This window comes from Streptomyces sp. NPDC096046 (assembly GCF_040303285.1).
In the GTDB taxonomy this organism is placed as follows: Bacteria; Actinomycetota; Actinomycetes; order Streptomycetales; family Streptomycetaceae; genus Streptomyces.
In genome coordinates, this window is sequence record NZ_JBEOSZ010000002.1 from 1 (window position 1) to 18252 (window position 18252).

Here is an 18252-nt window from a genome sequence, read left to right on the forward strand (position 1 = left end):
GGGGTCCTTTCACTATGAGCGTCCGATCAGGGCACGTGGTCTGGTGCCGTGCATCGCAAGGCGCCGGGAAGCCCTCGTAGCGGAGCTACTGGGGCATTTCGGCAACGCGGCGAGGTGCGGTGCCAGGCCGCGCGACCCGGACGGGCATAGTGAAAAGGACCCCTCAGGCGAGATGGTGCTGCTCGGGCTGCACATGTACGACGACTTCGCCGCCTTCTGGCCGCCACCGCGCTCACCCTGGCAGGCTGCGGCACCCAGGACAACAACACGCCTCCAGCGGCGCCGCAGCAATGGCCAGTCCCTCAACACCCGGCTTGGCTACGGCGGCCCAGGACGGATCCGGAACAGCGGCGGTCCCCGAGGCCCTCCTGTCTTCGGCCTCGCCATCACCCCCGTCGCCGGGCAGATACAACAACAACACCTGCCCTGGTTCACCATCGGCTTCGGACTCCTCCTCGCCGCCGTCGGCGGTTGGCTCCTGGCCGGCCGCGACCTGCCCGTCCTGCTCCCCAAACTCCGCCGCGCCCCGACCGTCACCCGCTCCCTGCCGTCCATGGCCCTGTTCGGCGCCGCCTACGCCATCGTCTCCTTCGGCTGCACCCTCGCCCCCTTCCTCGCCATCGTCGTCTCCGCCTTCCGCAGCGGATCCACCCTCGAAGGCATCACCCTGTTCACGGCGTACGCCGCCGGGATGGGCCTGACCGCGGGTGAGGGTCGGGTGACACAGCGGGCAACCGCGCGCCGCCCGACGGGGAGATCCGAAGACACGGTCAGGGTCGCGGAATCAGGAGTGGCGGGCCCGGAAGACGTCGCGAACGCGGCCCGGCGCACTGCTGATCGCCGGAGGTGATTATGGCGTCAACCACAAGCCGTCACAGGCAGGTTGAGGCACAGGCTGGGTGCGAACAACGGACTCCAACCGGCAGCCATACATGGGATGTCTGGCATCGACACCGACATGGGAGTGGCAGGCGAACAGGCCATGACTGGGCGGTTCTTGCGGCCAACCCCTGGTACTCGCCTCGTGTCACCGATCACTAATTCCTCTGCATTGATGGGATGTTCCAGCCCGGATCGTGGTATCTATACGGGTGCGCTTGTGCGACGGGTTCGGGCCGACCCACTCGGTATGCGCTCCCCTACCCACCCACCCGACCGTTCTGCCAGTAGGTCAGGCGGCCGCCGACGCCGAAGGGAAGGCGTTGCGGCCGAGCTGCTGACACGAACGGCGATCATCCCCGCTTGCACTCACTCGCAGAAGAGGACGCTGCATGAGAAAGCCTTGGGTTCAGTCCCTGATCACGCTTGTCGCTGTCGCGCTCGGAGTGACGGCGACAGGTGTGACTCCTGCCTCCGCCGCCTCCGACACGCCTTTGCGGGTCATGCCGTTGGGCGACTCCATCACCTGGGGCGTGGGAAGCAGTGCGGGCAACGGCTACCGGGGGCCGTTGTGGAACAGGCTCGTGGCGGACGGCCATCCCCTGGACTTCGTGGGCACGGTGCGGAACGGTTCGATGTCCGATCCGGACAACGAAGGCCACTCCGGGTACCGCATCGACCAGATCGCCGCGCTCGCCGACGCCTCGCTGACCCGCTACCGGCCCAACGTGGTGACGCTGCACATCGGCACCAACGACCTCCAAGGAGCCTCCGAGGTCGACAGCGCCATCGCCCGGCTGAGGTCGCTGGTCAACCAGATCACCGCCGACGTCCCCGACGCCACCGTCCTCGTCGCCTCCCTGGTCGTGTCCACCAGCAGCTCGGAGGAGCGGTGGCGGGGCACGTACAACCAGGCCACCCGGCAGATCGTCAGCGACGCGCAGGCCGTGGGCAAACGCGTCGCGTTCGTCGACATGAGCAGTCTGACCACGGCCGACCTGGCCGACCCCTTGCATCCCAACGACTCGGGCTACCAGAAGATGGCCGACGCCTTCCACCGTGGTGTCCAGTCCGCGGACAGCGCCGGGTGGCTGAAGAACCCCGCCCCCGCGCCCGCCCGCGTGCAGTCCGGCATCGCCGGCAAGTGCATGGACGTCAACGGTACCGGCACCGCCGACGGGACCGCCGTCCAGACGTGGAGCTGCGGCGACGGTGCCAACCAGTACTGGTCCGCCTACACCGACAGGACCCTGCGCTCCCTGGGCAAGTGCCTCGACGCCGCCGGCGGGGCCACAGCCAACGGCACCAAGGTGCAGCTCTGGGCCTGCCACGGCGGTGCCAACCAGGTCTGGCAGCCCTACAACGGCGGTTACCGCAACCCCGCCTCCGGCCGCTGCCTCGATGTTCCCGGCTCCTCCACTGCCAACGGCACCCAACTCGTGCTGTGGGACTGCAACGGCGGCTCCAACCAGAAGTGGACCACTCTGACCACCGGATGACACCGGCTCCCGGGATCTGGCCTGACAGGCTCAGATCCCGGGTGAACATCGCGGGCAGGTCAGGCCCAGGGGCTGACCACCGTGAAGGAGCTGTCGGCGCGGAACGTGTCGGTGTTCTGGTAGGGGTCCACGCGCAGGGCGTAGTTGTAGTGGCGGATGTAGCGGCCGGGGTAGTTGTACGACTCCAGGCGGACGGAGCCGGAGGCGCTGCCCGGGCGGGCGCAGTAGGTGGCGTCCTTCTTGAAGGTGTCGGTGCCATTGCTGCTGTCGAAGCGGACCCGGAAGTCCCAATGGCGGAGATAGCGGCCGGAGGAGTCGCGGAAGGAGTAGCAGTTGGCGTCGGCGAGGCCGGGTACGACGGTGAAGGTGGCGCTCTGCTTGACGGCGGTGCTGCTGGACGTGTTCACCGGGTCGATGTAGCCGAGGCTGTCAGGGCGTACCACGGCGTACCGGTCGGGGTAGTTGACCGACCGCAGCGACCTGGTGGCGTTGGTGGGCAGGGTGACACCGCCGGGGACTGTCTCCTTCAGCACGGTGGCGTGGCGGATGAAGCCGGACAGCCCGGGCACCTCGGTGGGCGCGGACCAGGTGGCGAAGTTGTCGTAGCTGTCGCTGTACCAGTACTTCCCGGCGCGGTAGCCGTCGTAGTAGATGCGCCAGCCGCCGTTGTCGAGCTGGACCAGGGCCGGACCCTCGACCCAGTCGCCGAAGCCGGCCCAGTCGCCCGTCTTACGCAGGGTGTAGGGGCCGGTGAGGCTGGAGGCGGTGGCGTACTCGATGTACTTCGTCGTCTCGTTCTTGGTGAACGCGTGGTAGGTGGAGCCGACCTTGACGATGAAGGTGTCGATGTAGTTCGGGCCGATACCGGACAGCTGGGTGGGCGCGGACCAGGTGGTCAGTGCTGCGTTGGTCGCCGTGATCTTGTAGGCGGTGAAGTGGGTGGCGGTGCTCGCCGCCGTCAGGGACACGATGACGTTGACGCTGCCGTCGGTGTCGATGAACCACTCAGGTGCCCAGGTGCGGGTCAGCCCGCTGATCGGGATCGTGTGGTTGTACAGGAACGTCCAGTTCACCCGGTCGGTGCTCCGGGCGAAACCGATCGTGTTCCCCGTCCAGTTCGTGGTGTAAGTGAGGTAGTAGTAGCCGTCGGTGTGCTTGAAGATGCTGGGGTCCCGGATCAGGCCGGACGGCGGGGTGTAGGCGGGGCCTTTCTGCAGGGTGAATCCGGTGGCGTCCGGCGAGTCGTACACATACAGGTTCGACTCACTGCTGTTGGTGAACGCGGTCATCGTGTACCGCGTGGCCTGCCCGGCCGGCGGGGCGGCGGCGGAGGCGGTGCCCTCAAAGACGGCGCCGCCCAGCAGGACCAGCAGCAGCGGGCCCAGCAGGGCGAGCAGCTTTCTTACGGTTCTGTTCAACTCTTCCTCCGGGCCCGGCCAGTCCGCTGGGCCGATCGCCGTGACAAGGGATGCGATTGTTCGAAATAACGACCAGTGTGCGGAACTTCGAGCAGACGATAGGTTTGGGTCGTGGCTCCGTCAATGTTTCCGACGAGTACCGTTCGGTGCATTTCACACCGCCCGGATATCGAAGAAACCGCTCTGTCACACACGTTGACTCCGTACGGGACACCCTTTACGTTCGGCGCCGACCCCGTCCGGCATTCGAGCTACGTTCGGAATATCGGTCATCGCGGTGCGAGAGCGGTCCGCCTCCCCCACTCGGGTGACAGGCGTGCCGTCACCACGACGAAGCACACCGCACACGGGGGGGACATGCGTCACCCGGAATCAGCCGGCCCCTCTCGCGCCTTTCGGTGGCCCTGGCAGACCGGCAGGAGACATGTGGATCTCCTGTCGGTCTGCAGATGCCACTGTCGGGCGAAAGGCGGTCCCGTACGTGATATCGAACAGTTCGCAAACAGGGTGCGTCGCTACATCCGACACGGAGCAGCGCGAGCCTCACTTCTCGACGGCGGGAAGACGCTCCGGATGCTTGTGTGACAAGCGTTGACGGAGAGAGGTGCAGAACTTATCTTCTGGCCGAGCTTACGAACGGTGTTCGATATATCGACCCGTTGTGGAGAAGCGTCCGCCGCACCACCAGCACCAGAGGGAGTACTCCGTGAGACCTGCGCTCACCCGTCGAACGGTCCTCGGCATGATCGCCGGCTCGGCCGCCGCCACCGTCACCGGCGTCTCGGCCGGTACCGCCCACGCCGCCGTGCCCGCCTCCCCCGGTGTGACGTACACGAACACCATCGCCGAACAGCGGGCCGACCCGCACATCTTCAAGCACACGGACGGTTTCTACTACTTCACCGCCACGGTCCCGGCGTACGACCGGATCGTGCTGCGCCGGGCCACCACGATCCAGGGGCTCACGTCGGCCGCCGAGACGACCATCTGGACGAAGCACTCCACCGGTGAGATGGGAGCCCACATCTGGGCACCGGAGATCCACTTCATCGACGGCAAGTGGTACATCCACTTCGCCGCGGGCGCCGCCAACGACATCTGGAGGATCCGGCCCTACGTCCTGGAGTGCACGGCCGCGAACCCGATCACGGGCACCTGGACGGAGAAGGGCCGTATCGCCCTGCCGCTGGACACCTTCTCCCTGGACGCGACGACCTTCGTCGTCAACGGCACCCGCTACCTGGCCTGGGCGCAGAACGACCCTGCCGTCGGCCGCGGCACCAACATCTACATAGCGCGGATGTCCAACCCGTGGACCATCACCGGCGCACCGGTCATGATCAGCCGGCCGACCGCCTCGTGGGAGACCGCCGGAGGCGAGACGGTCAACGAGGGCCCGGCCGTGATCCAGCGGGGCGGCAAGGTCTTCATGACCTTCTCGGCCAGTGCCACCGACGCCAACTACTGCATGGGCCTGCTGACCGCGTCCGCCTCGGCCGACCTGCTGAGCGCCTCGTCGTGGGCCAAGAGCACAGGCCCGGTCTTCGCCAGCAACGCCGCCACCAGCCAGTACGGGCCCGGGCACAACCAGTTCACGATCTCCGAGGACGGCAAGTCGGACATCCTCGTCTATCACGACCGCAGCTACAAGGACATCAGCGGTTCCCCGCTCAACGACCCCAACCGCCGCACCCGCGTGCAGAAGATCTACTGGAAGGCCGACGGCACACCCGACTTCGGCATCCCGGTCGCCGACGGCCTCACGCCGATCCGGCTCTCCTCGTACAACTTCCCCGACCGGTTCATCCGGCACTGGGAGTACCGCGCCAAGATCGAGCCGAACGTTTCCCCGCTCGCCGACTCGCAGTTCCGCGTCGTCACCGGACTCACCGGCAGCGGCACCGTCTCCCTGGAGTCGGCGAACTTCCCCGGCTACTACCTGCGCCACAAGAACAACGAGGTGTGGGTGGAGAAGAACGACGGAACGGCGCTGTTCGCCGCTGACGCCTCCTTCACGGCCCGGGCCGGCCTCTCCGACTCCGCCGGGGTCTCGTACGAGTCGTACAACTTGCCGGGCCGCTACATCCGCCACTACGACTACCTGCTGTACGTCCAGGCCCTCAGTACGACGACCGACCGGGCGGACGCCACCTTCTACACCCAGTGAGCCGACGCCGCCCGCCCGTCACTTCCGCTCTGTCGTCCGGACGGGGAAGGGCTCGGCCGAGCGCAGGTGTTCCCTCAGCCACTGCTCGGTGTTGCTCACGTGCAGCAGTGCGGCGGCCTGGCTGAGGGCGGCGTCACGGGTGGACAGCGCGGTGAAGATCGCCTCGTGCTCGGCGAGGGTGCGGCCCGCGGCCTTGTCGTCGACCAGGCCGCGCCAGATGCGGGCGCGCAGGGTGCGGCCGGAGATCCCTTCCAGGAGGGTGAGGAGGGTCTCGTTGCCCGTGGCCGAGACGACGGCGCGGTGGAAGGCGGCGTCGTGGGCGTTGAGCTGTTCGACGTCGTCGCGGGCCTCGCGCATGGCGTCCAGGTGCCGCTTCACTTCGGCCAGTTGGGCATCGGAGATCCGGGGGGCGGCGAGGGCCGTGGCCATCGGTTCGAGGAGCCGCCGTACCTCCATGAGGTCCCGCAGGGCGATCGAGTCGCCCTGCAGCAGCTCCACCGCGCCGCCGAGACCCTCCAGGAGCAGGCTCGGCTGGAGGCTGGTCACGTACGTGCCGTCGCCCCGCCGTACCTCCAGGACGCGGGCGACGGCCAGCGCCTTGACCGCTTCGCGCGCGAGATTGCGGGACAGCCCCAGCTGGACGGCCAGGTCCGGCTCCGGTGGAAGCTTCGAGCCCGGCGGCAGCACACCGGTCCGGATCAGCTCACGGATCTGTTCGATGGCCTTGTCCGTCAGAGACACCGCGCATCCCTCCCCCACCGTGCCCCGCCAGCACGTCCGACCGGATCAACCCCTGAGTGCGAAGATCGTCGCAGAGGCCGTCGGGGACGTGTTGACCATGGAGTTCCACATTTCGTCCGACCTGTTCCGCAGTCCGCATGCCGAGGGTGACCTTGATGATACGGGGATGCGTGTACGGGAAGGCGATCGCGGCGCGGGCAGGGTGGTCCCGTGCCCCTCGCAGACCTCGGTGATCGCCCGAGCGCGGTCGACCAGGGCCGGCGGTGCGTCGCGGTAGTCGTACTTCATGCCCTCGGCGGGCCGGTCCCGGGAGAGCAGTCCCGAGCTGAAGAGCCCCACGCCACCACGCTCTTGCCCAGTTCTCGTGCGGCGGGCAGGACGTCGTCCAGCGCCGACTGGTCCAGGAGTGTGTAGCGCCCGGGCGGCAACACCACATCGGCGGCCGTCTCGCGCAGGAAGCGGGCGAGCATCGCCGACTGGTTCATGCGGGCTCCGATCGCGCCGATCACACCCTGGTCGCGCAGCTCGGCGAGGGTGGGCATGGCCTCCTCGGCGACCTGCCGCCAGTGGTCGTCCGGATCTGCAGGTAGACGATGTCGAGGGGGTCCAGGCCGGTGCGCTCCAGCGTGTCCTCTAGGGAGCGGAGCACGCCGTCCCGGCTGAAGTCCCACTGCCGACGCAGGTCGTCCCGGACGACGAAGCCCTCGGTGTCGACGCCGCGCGGCTCCTCGTCGGGCACGAGCAGCCTGCCCACCTTGGAGGAGATGACGTACTCGTCGCGCGAATCACCCCGCTCCAGGTGGGCGGCGGTGGCCATCCAGCCAGGTCGATGCCGGTCATCGGCCGAGCCATCCGCCGTCGACGGGCAGAACGACCCCGTGCATGCCGACAGGCCGGACTCCGGCCATCCGAGAGTGGGACGCGTTGCACCGACGGCGGCGCCGTTGCTAAACCGCACCACATGCTCAGTCGGAGAGGCAGGCCGCTCGCATCAGGCAGCACACCCGGCGTCGTGAGTGATCTCGACGCCGACCATCCGCGCTCCGCCGCGCTCTATGCGCCGGCGAAGGAGCCGCTCCTTGCGGCGTGACCGCCGATCGCGGCTCCGACCAGCCGGCTCTCGAAGGACCGGAGTATCTGTTCGAGATCCGTCGCGTCGAACGACGTCGCGTCCGTCCCGAGACTGATTCCGGCCGTCCCGGACATGCCCCACACATCGAAGGAGAGGTTTCCGGAGTACGCGTCGACGGGTTTGGGGAATCGTCGGTAACGGCTGGATGCCATGGTTCGGTCGAGGTCCTGCGGTGTCCTGTCCGCGTGAGCCCGGATCAGCGTGCGGGGCGCTATGGGGCGGATGTTGACCACGTACGGGTTGTGTGCGGAGCGGCCCAGTTCCGCCGAGACCTCGTCCAGGGATCTGGCGTAGCGGTCGGGCTCTCGCAGGCTGACGGAGGAGGATCTGACGAGTGCCGCGTCGACGGCTCGGCACAGCGCCGGGAACCGGTCGCCGCCCAGGGACGTGTCGACCGGGACGAGGGCCCTGCCGGCGATATGGGCCACCGCCTCGCGGGCGAAGACGGTCTGCCGGTTGGGCATCACGGTGTTGAACACGCAGGTGCCGATGCCGAGGTGCTCGGCGAGCGTGCGCGCGTATGCGGCGTGCAGGACGGCGGCCGCGGATGTCCGGTACTGCTTCGCCAGAGCGGCTGCCGCGAGGGCGACCGCCGCGGAGTCGAGGCATACGAAGTTGTAGACGGCGGCGCTGTGGCCCGGGGGCGCCTGGAGTTCGGGCATGGCGGACCGACGGAGCATGGCCCGGTCATGGGTGTCGACACGATGGGCGTGCCGCCGCCCCGAGGGACTGGCTTCGAAGCTCGCGATCTGCCGCGGCTGCCACCCCGAGCCGAGGCCGGCGCCCGGATCGGCGGCCAGTCGGGCTATGCGTTCGGCCGCGATCCGGGCGCTCGTCGTGTCCGCCGAGAAGTGGTGCAAGGACAGCGCGATGTGGATGGGTCTGCCGTCCACGGTGATGACGGCGGCCCGCAACGGCAGGTCGTCCGGGGCGAATCCGGGCTCGGCCAGTCGGAGCGTGAAGGCGCTCAGCTCGTCGTCGGTCGGCGGGGCATCGGAGGCGTACTCGTCGATCCGGAGCACGCCGGAAGCCACGACGGCCGCGCGCGGGTGCCCGTCCGCGTCACGTGGATAGAGCGTGCGCAGTGCCTCGAAGTGGGCCATGACCGCGGCGAAGGCACGCAGCACCGCGGACATGGCGGGCCGGCCGTCCAGTGCCCGCCCCATCCGTACGTTCCTGTTGCGGGGTCCGTGGAGATGGGGGTGGCATCCTTCGCGTTCATGGGCCTTCTGCGACCAGGCCAGTTCATGCTCTCCGGCGGTGCCGGCGACGAAGACGACGTCATGGCGTGCGGTCTGTCGCATACCCGCCCCGGCCCTCCTCCGGTACGGACCCCGATCCGCCACACCGTCCGGCGGTACGACGCCGCGGCCGGAGCCCGGGCGCCCCCCTGTTCAGGCAGAGGATAGATCCGCGCGGGCCGCGTGCGTCAATGGTCGGAGAGTGTGGAACGCGGCGGCGGACTGTCTTCTTGCCGCGTCCCACCGCTCCATATCGCGTTCCTCCACTCCTTACCGCGTCCCACCGGCGATCGCAGCCAGGTGGACACCGCCCCGCAGAACGAGATGCAGATCGTGCACCCCGGTCACCTCCTCCGGTATCCGCGCGCTGACCCTGCGCCAGTCGTACCGGCCGTCGCTGCCGGTGGTGACACGGAGGGCGGCGAGCAGGGTTCCTGCACCGGGAGCGCCGTCGGCGTAGATCTCGACGGTCGCGTCCTCCTCCGTCGCGCACGACACCTCGGCCGTGATGACCCGCGGCCCGTCTGCCGGGCTGCCCAGGTCGACTGAGCCGTAGCGCAGTGCGCAGTGGATGTCACCGGTCGCCGGGGTGACCGCCACCCCGTTCTCCCGGGTGGCGTCGACGAGCGTGCCGCCCTCGCACTCGTCGAAGTCGACGGCCACCAGCCGTCCGCCGAGGAGAGTGCGGGCAGGGAGCGCCGGCCCCGTCACGGTGAGGGGCGCTGTCAGGGCGATGGCTTCGGCCGAGTGCCCGATCAGGATCTCGTACGGCCCCGGGTCCACGGCGAGGGCGCCGGCCGAGACGGACCAGTGGGCCAGGGCCGCGACGGGCAGGTCGAACTCCAGCCGCCGCCGTTCACCGGGGACGAGGGAGACCTTGCGGAAGTCCGTCAGTCTGCGCCTGGGCGCGCGGTGGCGGGCGGCGAGCGCGCGGGTGTAGAGCTGCACGGTCTCGGTGCCCGTGCGCGACCCGGTGTTGGTGAGTTCGACGCTCACGGCCAGGGTGTCGTCCTGCGCCGCTTCCCGGGCGGACAGCCGCAGGCCGGAGTAGGCGAAGCCGGTGTAGGACAGGCCGTGCCCGAAGGGGTACAGCGGTGCGGCGTCGTGGTACTGGTACGTCCAGCCGGCGCTGATGATGTCGTAGGCGAGGCGGCCGGGCAGCGGGTCGTCGCCGCGGTACCAGGTCTGCGGGAGCCGTCCGGAGGGTTCGGCCTCGCCGAGCAGGATCGCGGCGAGTGCCCGGCCCGTCTCCTGCCCGCCGTGGGAGGTCCACACCACGGCGGGCAGGTGCTCGTCCGCCCAGTCGACGGCGTAGGGGTAGCTGCTCATCACGACCAGTACCGACTCGGGACGCTCGGTGGCGACGGCGCGCAGCAGGGCCTCCTGCGCGGGCGGCAGTGAGATGCCCGCACGGTCCTCGGTCTCGCGGCCGTTGATGTGCGGGTCGTTTCCGAGGACGACCACGGCGACGTCCGCCGAGGCGGCGGCCGCGACGGCTTCGGCGATTCCGTCCCTGACGACCGTTCGGGTCCAGCGTTCCGCCTGCTCGGGGGCTTGGGCAGAGAGGGTGACGCGGCCCGTGGCGGGGTCCACGGCGGCGTAGCGGCCGTTGCTGATGTTGCGCAGCAGTTCCGTGCCGTCCGGCTGGGGTTCCAGCCGGAAGGTCTCGTGGACGAACCAGCCGTTGGGCTGCGTCTGGTCGGCGGCGAGGGTGAGGTCGCCGTCCTTGAGGGTGACGTAGCGTTCCGTGCAGGCGTTGCGGAGGGTCAGTACACCTTCACCCCAGTCGAACAGGTCGTGGCAGGCGCTGTCGCCCGCTTCCTGCTCGTCCGAGTGAGCACCGGCCACCATGGGCCCGCCGGGGTCGAGCGCCGGCACGCGCAGGAGGCCTCCGGTGGAGGCGGCGCGCAGCGTGATCCGGTCGACTCCCTCCGCGCGGACCGCTTCGGCGCCGCGCTCCTCGAGGGCCGCCTCCAGGCCGGCGGCCATGGTGATCCGGTACGGCATGGTGCCGCTGTACCAGTCCTCGAAGAGGGTGTCCGCCAACGGACCGACGAGCGCGACGCGCCCGCCGGGGGCCGGTGACAGCGGCAGTGCGCCGTCGTTCTTCAGCAGCACCACCGACTCCGTGGCGGCGCGCAAGGCGAGCGCCCGGTGGGCGGGGCTGTCCACGACGTCGTCGCGGATGCCGGCGTAGGGGTCGAGGTCCGGATCGAACTCGCCGAGGCGGAAGCGTATCGACAGGTGGCGTCGCGCGGCGCGGTCGATGTCGTCCTCGGTGAGCAGCCCGCGGTCGACCGCCGTGCGGAGCCGGTCGAGGGTGATGCTGCCGTCCTCGCCCAGTTCGGTGATGCTGTCGACGCCGGCGCGTACCGCCGCCGCGTGGGAGGTGGGGTGGTCGTCGAAGTAGTGCTCCGATTCGGCGAGGTTGGTCACCGCTCCGGCGTCGCTGCAGACGAACAGCTCGTGGCCGGTGGGCTCGGCCCAGCGCCGTACCTCGGTCTCGAGCAGTGGACTGACATGGCAGGGGCGGCCGTTGATGAGGTTGTAGGCCGGCATGACGCCGGTGGCGGCGCCGGACGCGATCGCCGGGCGGAAGGCGGCGAGGTCGTATTCGTGCAGCACCCTGGGCGGTACCACGGAGGAGGTGATGTCGCGCTCGTCCTCGTTGTTGTAGGCGAGGAAGTGCTTCAGGAGCGGTGCCGTGCGCAGATAGACCGGGTGGTCCCCGGCCAGCCCGCGGCAGAAGCCGACGGAGAGCCGGCCGGTGAGCAGCGGATCCTCCGCGTACCCCTCCTCGTTGCGGCCCCAGCGGGGGTCGCGCAGCAGGTTCACCACGGGGGCCCAGACCTGGAGGCTGTGCCGGTGGCCGTCGGCGGCGGGGCGCTGGTGGAAGGCGCGGGTTTCGGTGCCGACGGCCGTGGCGACCTCGTGCAGCAACTCCTCGTCCCAGGTGGCTCCCAGGCCTACCGCCTGCGGGAACACGGTGGCCGGCCCCAGCCAGGACACGCCGTGCAGCCCTTCGGTACCGGTCTTGAAGGGGGCCAGTCCGAGGCGCGGGACTCCTGGTGAGTACTGGTAGAGCAGCTCGATGCGCTCGTCGAGCGTCAGCCGGGAGATCAGGTCGTCGACTCGCCGGGCGAGGGGTAGCGCGGGGTCACGGAACGGCAGGTCGGTGGTGGGCGGCTCGGGGGATGTGGCTGCGGTACTCACCTGAGAAGTCCCTTGCAGGAGGTCGACGGAGAAGGCGTGGGAAGCGTGGGCGACCGCGGAGCCGGGCGGCGTACGGCCTTGCCGATCGCACTGCCCGCGGAGTCGAAGCGCTTCGACGTTGACATGACGCTGAGTCGTGTGTCAATCACAGGTCGCCCAGCCGTCGCGAGCCGTTCTTCCGGCGTCGGCGTTCCTCTTTGAGAGTTCCCCTAGAAGACCAGCTCACCTGGGGCAAAGACGCATGGACGGCGATGCGCTCCCTCACCCCCGACCGTGCCTGTTATCGAAAAGTGACTTTGGCGGCCCATTGTCACCCCCGGAAACACGGCCTTACTCTCACCGAAACGTCGAAGCGCGTCGACTCGGTTCGCTCCCGCCCTCCGGACATGAGACCACCGGACGACGCAGCGTCTGCCCATCCGCCGGTCGGATCGACGCAAACGAAGGGCCGCAACGACATGAGCACTGAGACGAACCGCCGAGTCGTCCTGCGAACAGCCGCCGGCGTGGACACCGACTCCGGCCTCAGCGACGGAAAATCCGTCACCGAGCGCCTCGGCGGTCCCCGACTCCGGCCGCCCCACCGGTGCGGCACCCTCGTCGCGCCGGACGAGGCCTGCGGAATCGCCTTCTGGAGCCGGCCGGCCGGACCGCGGCTTGTGCGCAGGCCCCGTACGGACCCGCACCCGAAAGGCAAGGACCCGTCATGACCCATGCCCCGCATCTCTCCCGCCGAGGCCTGCTGGCCGCAGGCGCGGCCACGGCCGCACTCCCCCTGCTCGCCCCCTCCGGTGCCTCCGCCGCACCGGTCACATCCGCCACATCCGCCCGCGTGGCCGGGAAGGTCCGACACAGGCCCTACACCTTCCGCAACGCGGAGATAGTCGGCGGCGGCTTCGTCACTGGCATCATCTTCAACCAGAACGAGCCCGGACTGGTGTACGCGCGCACCGACATCGGCGGCGCCTACCGCCTCGACACGGCGTCCCGGCGGTGGATCCCCCTCACCGACTGGATCGGCTGGGACGAGTACGGCCACACCGGCATCATCAGCATCGCCACCGACGAGGTCGACCCCGACCGCGTCTACCTGGCGGCGGGCACCTACACCCTCCCCGACTGGGACCCGAGCATGGCGGCGATTTTGCGCTCGACCGATCGCGGCCGCACCTGGAAGACCACTCCCCTGCCGTTCCGGCTGGGCGGCAACATGCCCGGTCGGGGTATCGGCGAGCGGCTGGTGATCGACCCCAACCGCAACAGGATCCTCTACCTGGGAGTGCGCGGGGGCCACGGACTGTGGCGCAGCACCGACCACGGCAAGACCTTCGCGAAGGTGGCCGACTTCCCCAACGTCGGCAACTTCGTGCCCGACCCCACCGACCCCGACGGCTACAACGGCGACAACCTGGGCGTGCTGCAGGTCGTCTTCGACAAGCGCACGGGCAGAGCGGGCAAGGCCACCCGGACCCTCTACGTCACCGTCGCCGACAAGGACAACATCCTGTACCGGTCGACCGACGCGGGAGCGACCTGGGAACGCGTACCCGGGCAGCCCACCGGCTTCATCCCGCACCACGCGGTCTTCGACCACGTAGGCGGCTACCTGTACCTGGCGACCAGCGACACCGCCGGCCCGTACGACGGCTCCAATGGCGACGTGTGGAAGCTGGACACCGCCACCGACACCTGGACCCGCATCAGCCCGGTCCCGGCCACCAGCGACGACAACAAGTGGGGTTACAGCGGCCTGACCATCGACCGGCAGAACCCGGACACCCTGATGGTGTCCACCCAGATCAACTGGTGGCCCGACTGCATCCTCTTCCGCTCCACCGACGGCGGCGCGAGCTGGACCCGCGCCTGGGACCTGGGCCCGAATGCCGAGCGCACCCTGCGCTACGACATCGACATCTCCGCCGCCCCCTGGCTGACCTGGAACGCCTCGCCGTCGCTGCCCGAGATGGCCCCCAAGCTGGGCTGGATGATGGAGTCCGTTCAGATCGACCCCTTCGACTCCGACCACTTCATGTACGGAACCGGCGCGACGATCTACGGCGCGGACAACCTGACCGACTGGGACAGCGGCGGCACGGTACACATGTCCGTGCGGGCCCAGGGCCTGGAGGAGACCGCGGTCCTGTGCCTGATCAGCCCGCCCGCCGGTCGCGCGCACCTCTTCTCCGGCGTGGGTGATGTCGGCGGCTTCCGGCACACGGATTTCCGCAAGGCGCCGAAGATGTACGACGACCCGACCTTCGACAACACCCCGGCCCTGGACTACGCGGAGCTGGCGCCCCACACCATCGTCCGGGTCGGCCACCCCACCAGCGGCTGGACCCAGCACTTCGCCGTCTCCACCGACGGAGGCGACACCTGGAAGCCGTCCGGCAGCGAACCGGCCGGCGTCACCGGGCCCGGAGTCGAGGACCAGGCCGTCGCCATCAGCGCCGACGGAAAGCGGATCGTCTGGTCACCGGCCGGTGCGCCAGTCAGTTGGTCCGACGACCACGGAGCGACCTGGACGGCTTCGAAGGGGCTGCCGACCGGGGTTTCGGTGCGCTCGGACCGGGTGAACCCGGCGAAGTTCTACGCCTACGGCTCCGGCGTCTTCTACCTCAGCACGGATGGCGGCAAAAGCTTCACGGCCACGGCCCGCCCCCCGCGCCGACCGACCGCGACTCCAAGACCGAGCTGATGGTCTGGCTCAACGGGTACAACACCACGCCGCCGGCCGACGCCCATGACGCGAACGGTAACGCGATCCCGGCCGCGACCGACGTCAGCCTGGGCGGCCGCACCTGGAACATCCACGAGTACACCTGGAGCAATGGCGGCCACACCCTCAGCTTCCTGGACAGGAGCAAGTCCGGCTGGTGGTCCGGCAGCCTCACCCCGTCCTTCACTACGGCCTGAACAGGGGCCTCTACACCAACGACCACTACCTCAACAGCGTCATGGCCGACCGGGAATTCGGGCCGGGCGAGTACACGGCTCACTCCTGGGGCGCCGTGGGCTCATGACGCCTCACTGCCCTTGGGCGTCACCGCGCCGCACACCACCGCGCTCGCCGTCGAGTTCGACGGCGAGCACGGCCTGTACCGAGACACCGGCCCACAGCCCACGAACTGCCGCCCGGCGGATGCGCGGGCCCGCGCGGCCACTGATCTGGAAAGGACACCATGGAGAACGGACAGCGGAGTCTCCGCTGGGGTCATGACGCCCTGGATCTGGAGTTCGTCCTCGGCGACGACGGCGGCGCCCGCCTGACGCGTCTCGGACTGCCCGGCGAAGCGGGCAGCGACACCGGCGCGTCCCTGCCGCTGGTTGAGGTGACGGCCGCGGGTCACGGCCGTGACTGGTCGGGCAGCCGTCTGATCGGGACCGCCCTCGGCGGGCGGCTGCGCCACCGGGCCCACCACGCGGCCCGCGACGGCGACTGGCACACGCTGACCGTCCATCTCCACGACCCGGAAACCGGGTTGGCCGCGGAGGTGACCTACCGGTCGCCGGACGGCATCCCCGTGCTCCGCAGCGAAGTGATCCTGCGCAACGAAGGGCGGACCACACTGCACCTGGAGTCGGTCAGCTCGCTCACGGTGGGCTGCCTCACCCCGCAGGACCCGGCGGCCGTCGACGCCGCCGACCTGCTGTGGGCGGACAACGACTGGCTCGCCGAGTGCCGCTGGCAGCGGCAGCCGATGCGCCGGACCACACCCGGTGTCAGCGGACGCGTGACGTACGGGCACGGCAAGGCCGGCTTCGCCCTGAACGGCCAGGGCGCCTGGTCCAGTTGCGGACACCTGCCCATGGGCGGACTGACGGACCGGCGGACCGGCCGCACCTGGGTGTGGCAGATCGAGCACAACGGAGGGGGCTGGCGCTGGGAGTGCCAAGAGCACGACCGGGCGGCCTACGCGGCACTGTTCGGGCCCACCGACGCCCACCACGGCTGGCGCCACCCCCTGGAACCCGGCACCGCTTTCCGCACCGTACCCGCCGCCCTGTCCTTCAGCGCCGACGGCGGCCCCGACGCCGCGTTCGCCGCGCTGACCCGCTACCGCCGCGCCCACCGCCGCCCGCACGCCGACCACCGGCGTCTGCCCGTCGTCTTCAACGACTACATGAACTGCCTGATGGGAGACCCCACCACCGACAAACTGCTGCCGCTGATCGACGCGGCGGCCGAGGCCGGCGCCGAGTACTTCGTCATCGACGCGGGCTGGTACGACGGCGGCGACGGCGGCTGGTGGACCACCGTCGGCGCCTGGGAACCGGCCGCCTCCCGCTTCCCCGGCGAGAAGGGGATCCACGAGGTGCTGGACCGCATCCGGGAGCGCGGCATGGTCCCCGGCCTGTGGCTGGAGCCGGAAGTCATCGGCGTCGACAGCCCCATGGCCAAGTCCCTGCCCGGCGAGGCGTTCTTCCGCCGCGACGGTGTCCGCCTCACCGAGACCGGCCGGCACCACCTGGACCTTCGCCACCCGGCCGCCCGCGCCCACCTGGACCAGGTCGTGGACCGCCTGGTCGGCGAATGGGACGTCGGCTATCTCAAGCTCGACCACAACATCGACCCCGGCTCCGGCACCAGCACCCACCCCGGCGAGACCCCGGGCGCCGGCCTGCTCGGCCACAACCGGGCGCACCTCGACTGGCTCGACGGCATCCTGGACCGCCATCCGCACCTGGTGGTGGAGAACTGCGCCTCGGGCGGCATGCGATGGGACCACGCCCTGCTGTCGCGGCTGCAACTGCAGTCCACCAGCGACCAGCAGAACCTGCTCCTCTACGCGCCCATCGCGGCCTCCGCACCCACCGCCGTCACCCCCGAGCAGGGCGCCGTGTGGGCCTATCCGCAGCCGGAGGACTCCCTCGACGAGGTCGCCTTCACCATGGCGAGCGCCCTCCTCGGCCGCATCCACCTCTCCGGCCACCTGCCGGAACTGGGGCCCGAGGCCCGCGCCCTGGTCCACGAGGCGGTCGCCGTGTACAAAGCCGTCCGCGCCGACCTGCCGGGGGCCGTGCCGTCCTGGCCGCTCGGCCTTCCCGGCTGGGACGACCCCTGGATCGCCCTGGCCCTGCACACCCCCGCCGCCGTTTACCTCACTGTCTGGCGCCGACCGGGGGGCCCGGCCACCACCACTTTCCGGCTGCCCGAACGGGCGGGCGGCGCGGCTCGTGCCGAGGTGCTGTACCCCGCCGCAGGTCAGGCCGTTGCGGTCTGGAACCCGGACACCGCCGACCTCACCGTGACCCTGCCCACCGCGCCCTCCGCGGCGCTGCTGCGCATCACCCGCACGGAGCCGGACGCTCCCTGAGCGCCGTCCCTGCCGCCCACCCGACGAAAGGACGACCAGGGTGCCCGCCCGGAACCAGCCCGCCCGCGCCACCAACCCCGTGCTCCCCGGGTTCGCAGTCGGCAGCCGGGGCACGATGCCCACGCCGGTGCCGTGACGCGGCCCTCGAAGTACACGCCTGGCCAGCTGTACTGCACCGTGTTCCCGGAGTCCTTGACCCGTCCCGCGGTGTGGCACCTGCGCCGGCACTCCCGTCGAGCCGACCCGGACCAGTTGCCACCGCTGGTTGGCCCCGTCCCCGTCGGTGTACTGCACGACCTTGGCGCCGTCCGCGGTGGAGGCGTTCTGCACCTCCACCGCCTTGCCGCTGTTGCGGTTGATCAGACGGACGTAGCCGTCCGACGAACCGGCCGGCCGGAACTGCTGGTTGACACTGTTGGCGTCGCTCCACTGCACGACGTCCGCGTGGTCCGCCGTGGAGTGGTTCGAGACGTCCAGCACCTTGCCCGAGTGCTGCGCCTTCAGCCGGTGGTAGCCGCCCGAGTCCACAAACCGGAACCGCAGTTGGCCCCGTCGCGGCGGGCCCACTGATGGACGGCCGCCCCGTCGGCGGTGCTCGCGCCGCACACGTCGAGCGCCTTGCCGCTGCCCCGGTTGACCAGCAC

10 protein-coding genes and 2 pseudogenes are annotated in these 18252 nt (G+C 69.9%); 6 read left to right on the top strand and 6 right to left on the bottom strand.

All coding sequences use genetic code 11. The features are described from left to right. Positions 1 to 172 precede the first annotated feature (172 nt). Together ABTX62_RS02425 and ABTX62_RS02430 are read left to right on the top strand one after the other, a co-directional pair. Entirely contained in the window at positions 173 to 850 is a 678-nt protein-coding gene (locus ABTX62_RS02425; protein WP_352114427.1) for a cytochrome c biogenesis CcdA family protein, read from the top strand. A 421-nt stretch (positions 851 to 1271) separates the two neighbouring features. Next, positions 1272 to 2378: a ricin-type beta-trefoil lectin domain protein gene (locus tag ABTX62_RS02430; RefSeq protein ID WP_352114428.1), complete on the top strand. Its 1107-nt coding sequence runs from the start codon at positions 1272 to 1274 to the stop codon at positions 2376 to 2378. A gap of 59 nt (positions 2379 to 2437) precedes the next feature. Here the strand turns inward: ABTX62_RS02430 and ABTX62_RS02435 are convergent, their stop codons facing one another. Next, positions 2438 to 3796, bottom strand: a complete 1359-nt coding sequence (locus ABTX62_RS02435; RefSeq protein WP_502997893.1) for a glycoside hydrolase family 43 protein — start codon at positions 3794 to 3796, stop codon at positions 2438 to 2440. Between the two features lie 742 nt (positions 3797 to 4538). On the opposite strand from ABTX62_RS02435, the gene ABTX62_RS02440 reads away from it, so the two are divergent. Continuing rightward, positions 4539 to 5963 carry a family 43 glycosylhydrolase gene (locus ABTX62_RS02440; RefSeq protein WP_352114656.1) on the top strand — a complete coding sequence of 475 codons (1425 nt, stop codon included), beginning with the start codon at positions 4539 to 4541 and terminating at the stop codon, positions 5961 to 5963. Between the two features lie 18 nt (positions 5964 to 5981). Here ABTX62_RS02440 and ABTX62_RS02445 read toward each other — a convergent pair whose 3' ends face one another. The 4 genes and pseudogenes from ABTX62_RS02445 to ABTX62_RS02460 form a co-directional block, all read right to left on the bottom strand. Continuing rightward, entirely contained in the window at positions 5982 to 6704 is a 723-nt protein-coding gene (locus ABTX62_RS02445; protein WP_352114429.1) for a FadR/GntR family transcriptional regulator, read from the bottom strand. Next, a pseudogene (locus ABTX62_RS02450) lies at positions 6667 to 7485 on the bottom strand (aldo/keto reductase); the annotation flags it as partial. The pseudogene ABTX62_RS02450 and the gene ABTX62_RS02445, both read right to left, overlap by 38 nt. Positions 7486 to 7757: 272 nt before the next feature. Then, complete coding sequence (locus ABTX62_RS02455; RefSeq protein WP_352114430.1) at positions 7758 to 9140, bottom strand: condensation domain-containing protein; 1383 nt, start codon at positions 9138 to 9140, stop codon at positions 7758 to 7760. A gap of 207 nt (positions 9141 to 9347) precedes the next feature. Continuing rightward, positions 9348 to 12290: a glycoside hydrolase family 3 C-terminal domain-containing protein gene (locus tag ABTX62_RS02460; RefSeq protein ID WP_352114431.1), complete on the bottom strand. Its 2943-nt coding sequence runs from the start codon at positions 12288 to 12290 to the stop codon at positions 9348 to 9350. A 706-nt stretch (positions 12291 to 12996) separates the two neighbouring features. Between ABTX62_RS02460 and ABTX62_RS02465 the strand changes: the two genes are divergently transcribed. From ABTX62_RS02465 to ABTX62_RS02475, 3 genes are all read left to right on the top strand, one after another. After that, positions 12997 to 14988 carry a xyloglucanase gene (locus tag ABTX62_RS02465; protein WP_352114432.1) on the top strand — a complete coding sequence of 664 codons (1992 nt, stop codon included), beginning with the start codon at positions 12997 to 12999 and terminating at the stop codon, positions 14986 to 14988. After that, entirely contained in the window at positions 14988 to 15206 is a 219-nt protein-coding gene (locus tag ABTX62_RS02470) for a hypothetical protein (RefSeq protein ID WP_352114433.1), read from the top strand. Before ABTX62_RS02465 ends, ABTX62_RS02470 begins: the two co-directional genes overlap by 1 nt. A gap of 266 nt (positions 15207 to 15472) precedes the next feature. After that, entirely contained in the window at positions 15473 to 17608 is a 2136-nt protein-coding gene (locus tag ABTX62_RS02475; RefSeq protein ID WP_352114434.1) for an alpha-galactosidase, read from the top strand. Positions 17609 to 17836: 228 nt separating this feature from the next. Here ABTX62_RS02475 and ABTX62_RS02480 read toward each other — a convergent pair. Next, positions 17837 to 18252 (bottom strand): annotated as a pseudogene (locus ABTX62_RS02480) (RICIN domain-containing protein); the annotation flags it as partial.

Coding starts and splice junctions, on each gene's coding strand:
- ABTX62_RS02425 (WP_352114427.1), top strand. CDS start 173: ATGGTGCTGCTCGGGCTGCACATGTACGACGACTTCGCCGCCTTCTGG.
- ABTX62_RS02430 (WP_352114428.1), top strand. CDS start 1,272: ATGAGAAAGCCTTGGGTTCAGTCCCTGATCACGCTTGTCGCTGTCGCG.
- ABTX62_RS02440 (WP_352114656.1), top strand. CDS start 4,539: ATGATCGCCGGCTCGGCCGCCGCCACCGTCACCGGCGTCTCGGCCGGT.
- ABTX62_RS02455 (WP_352114430.1), bottom strand. CDS start 9,140: ATGCGACAGACCGCACGCCATGACGTCGTCTTCGTCGCCGGCACCGCC.
- ABTX62_RS02465 (WP_352114432.1), top strand. CDS start 12,997: ATGACCCATGCCCCGCATCTCTCCCGCCGAGGCCTGCTGGCCGCAGGC.
- ABTX62_RS02470 (WP_352114433.1), top strand. CDS start 14,988: ATGGTCTGGCTCAACGGGTACAACACCACGCCGCCGGCCGACGCCCAT.
- ABTX62_RS02475 (WP_352114434.1), top strand. CDS start 15,473: ATGGAGAACGGACAGCGGAGTCTCCGCTGGGGTCATGACGCCCTGGAT.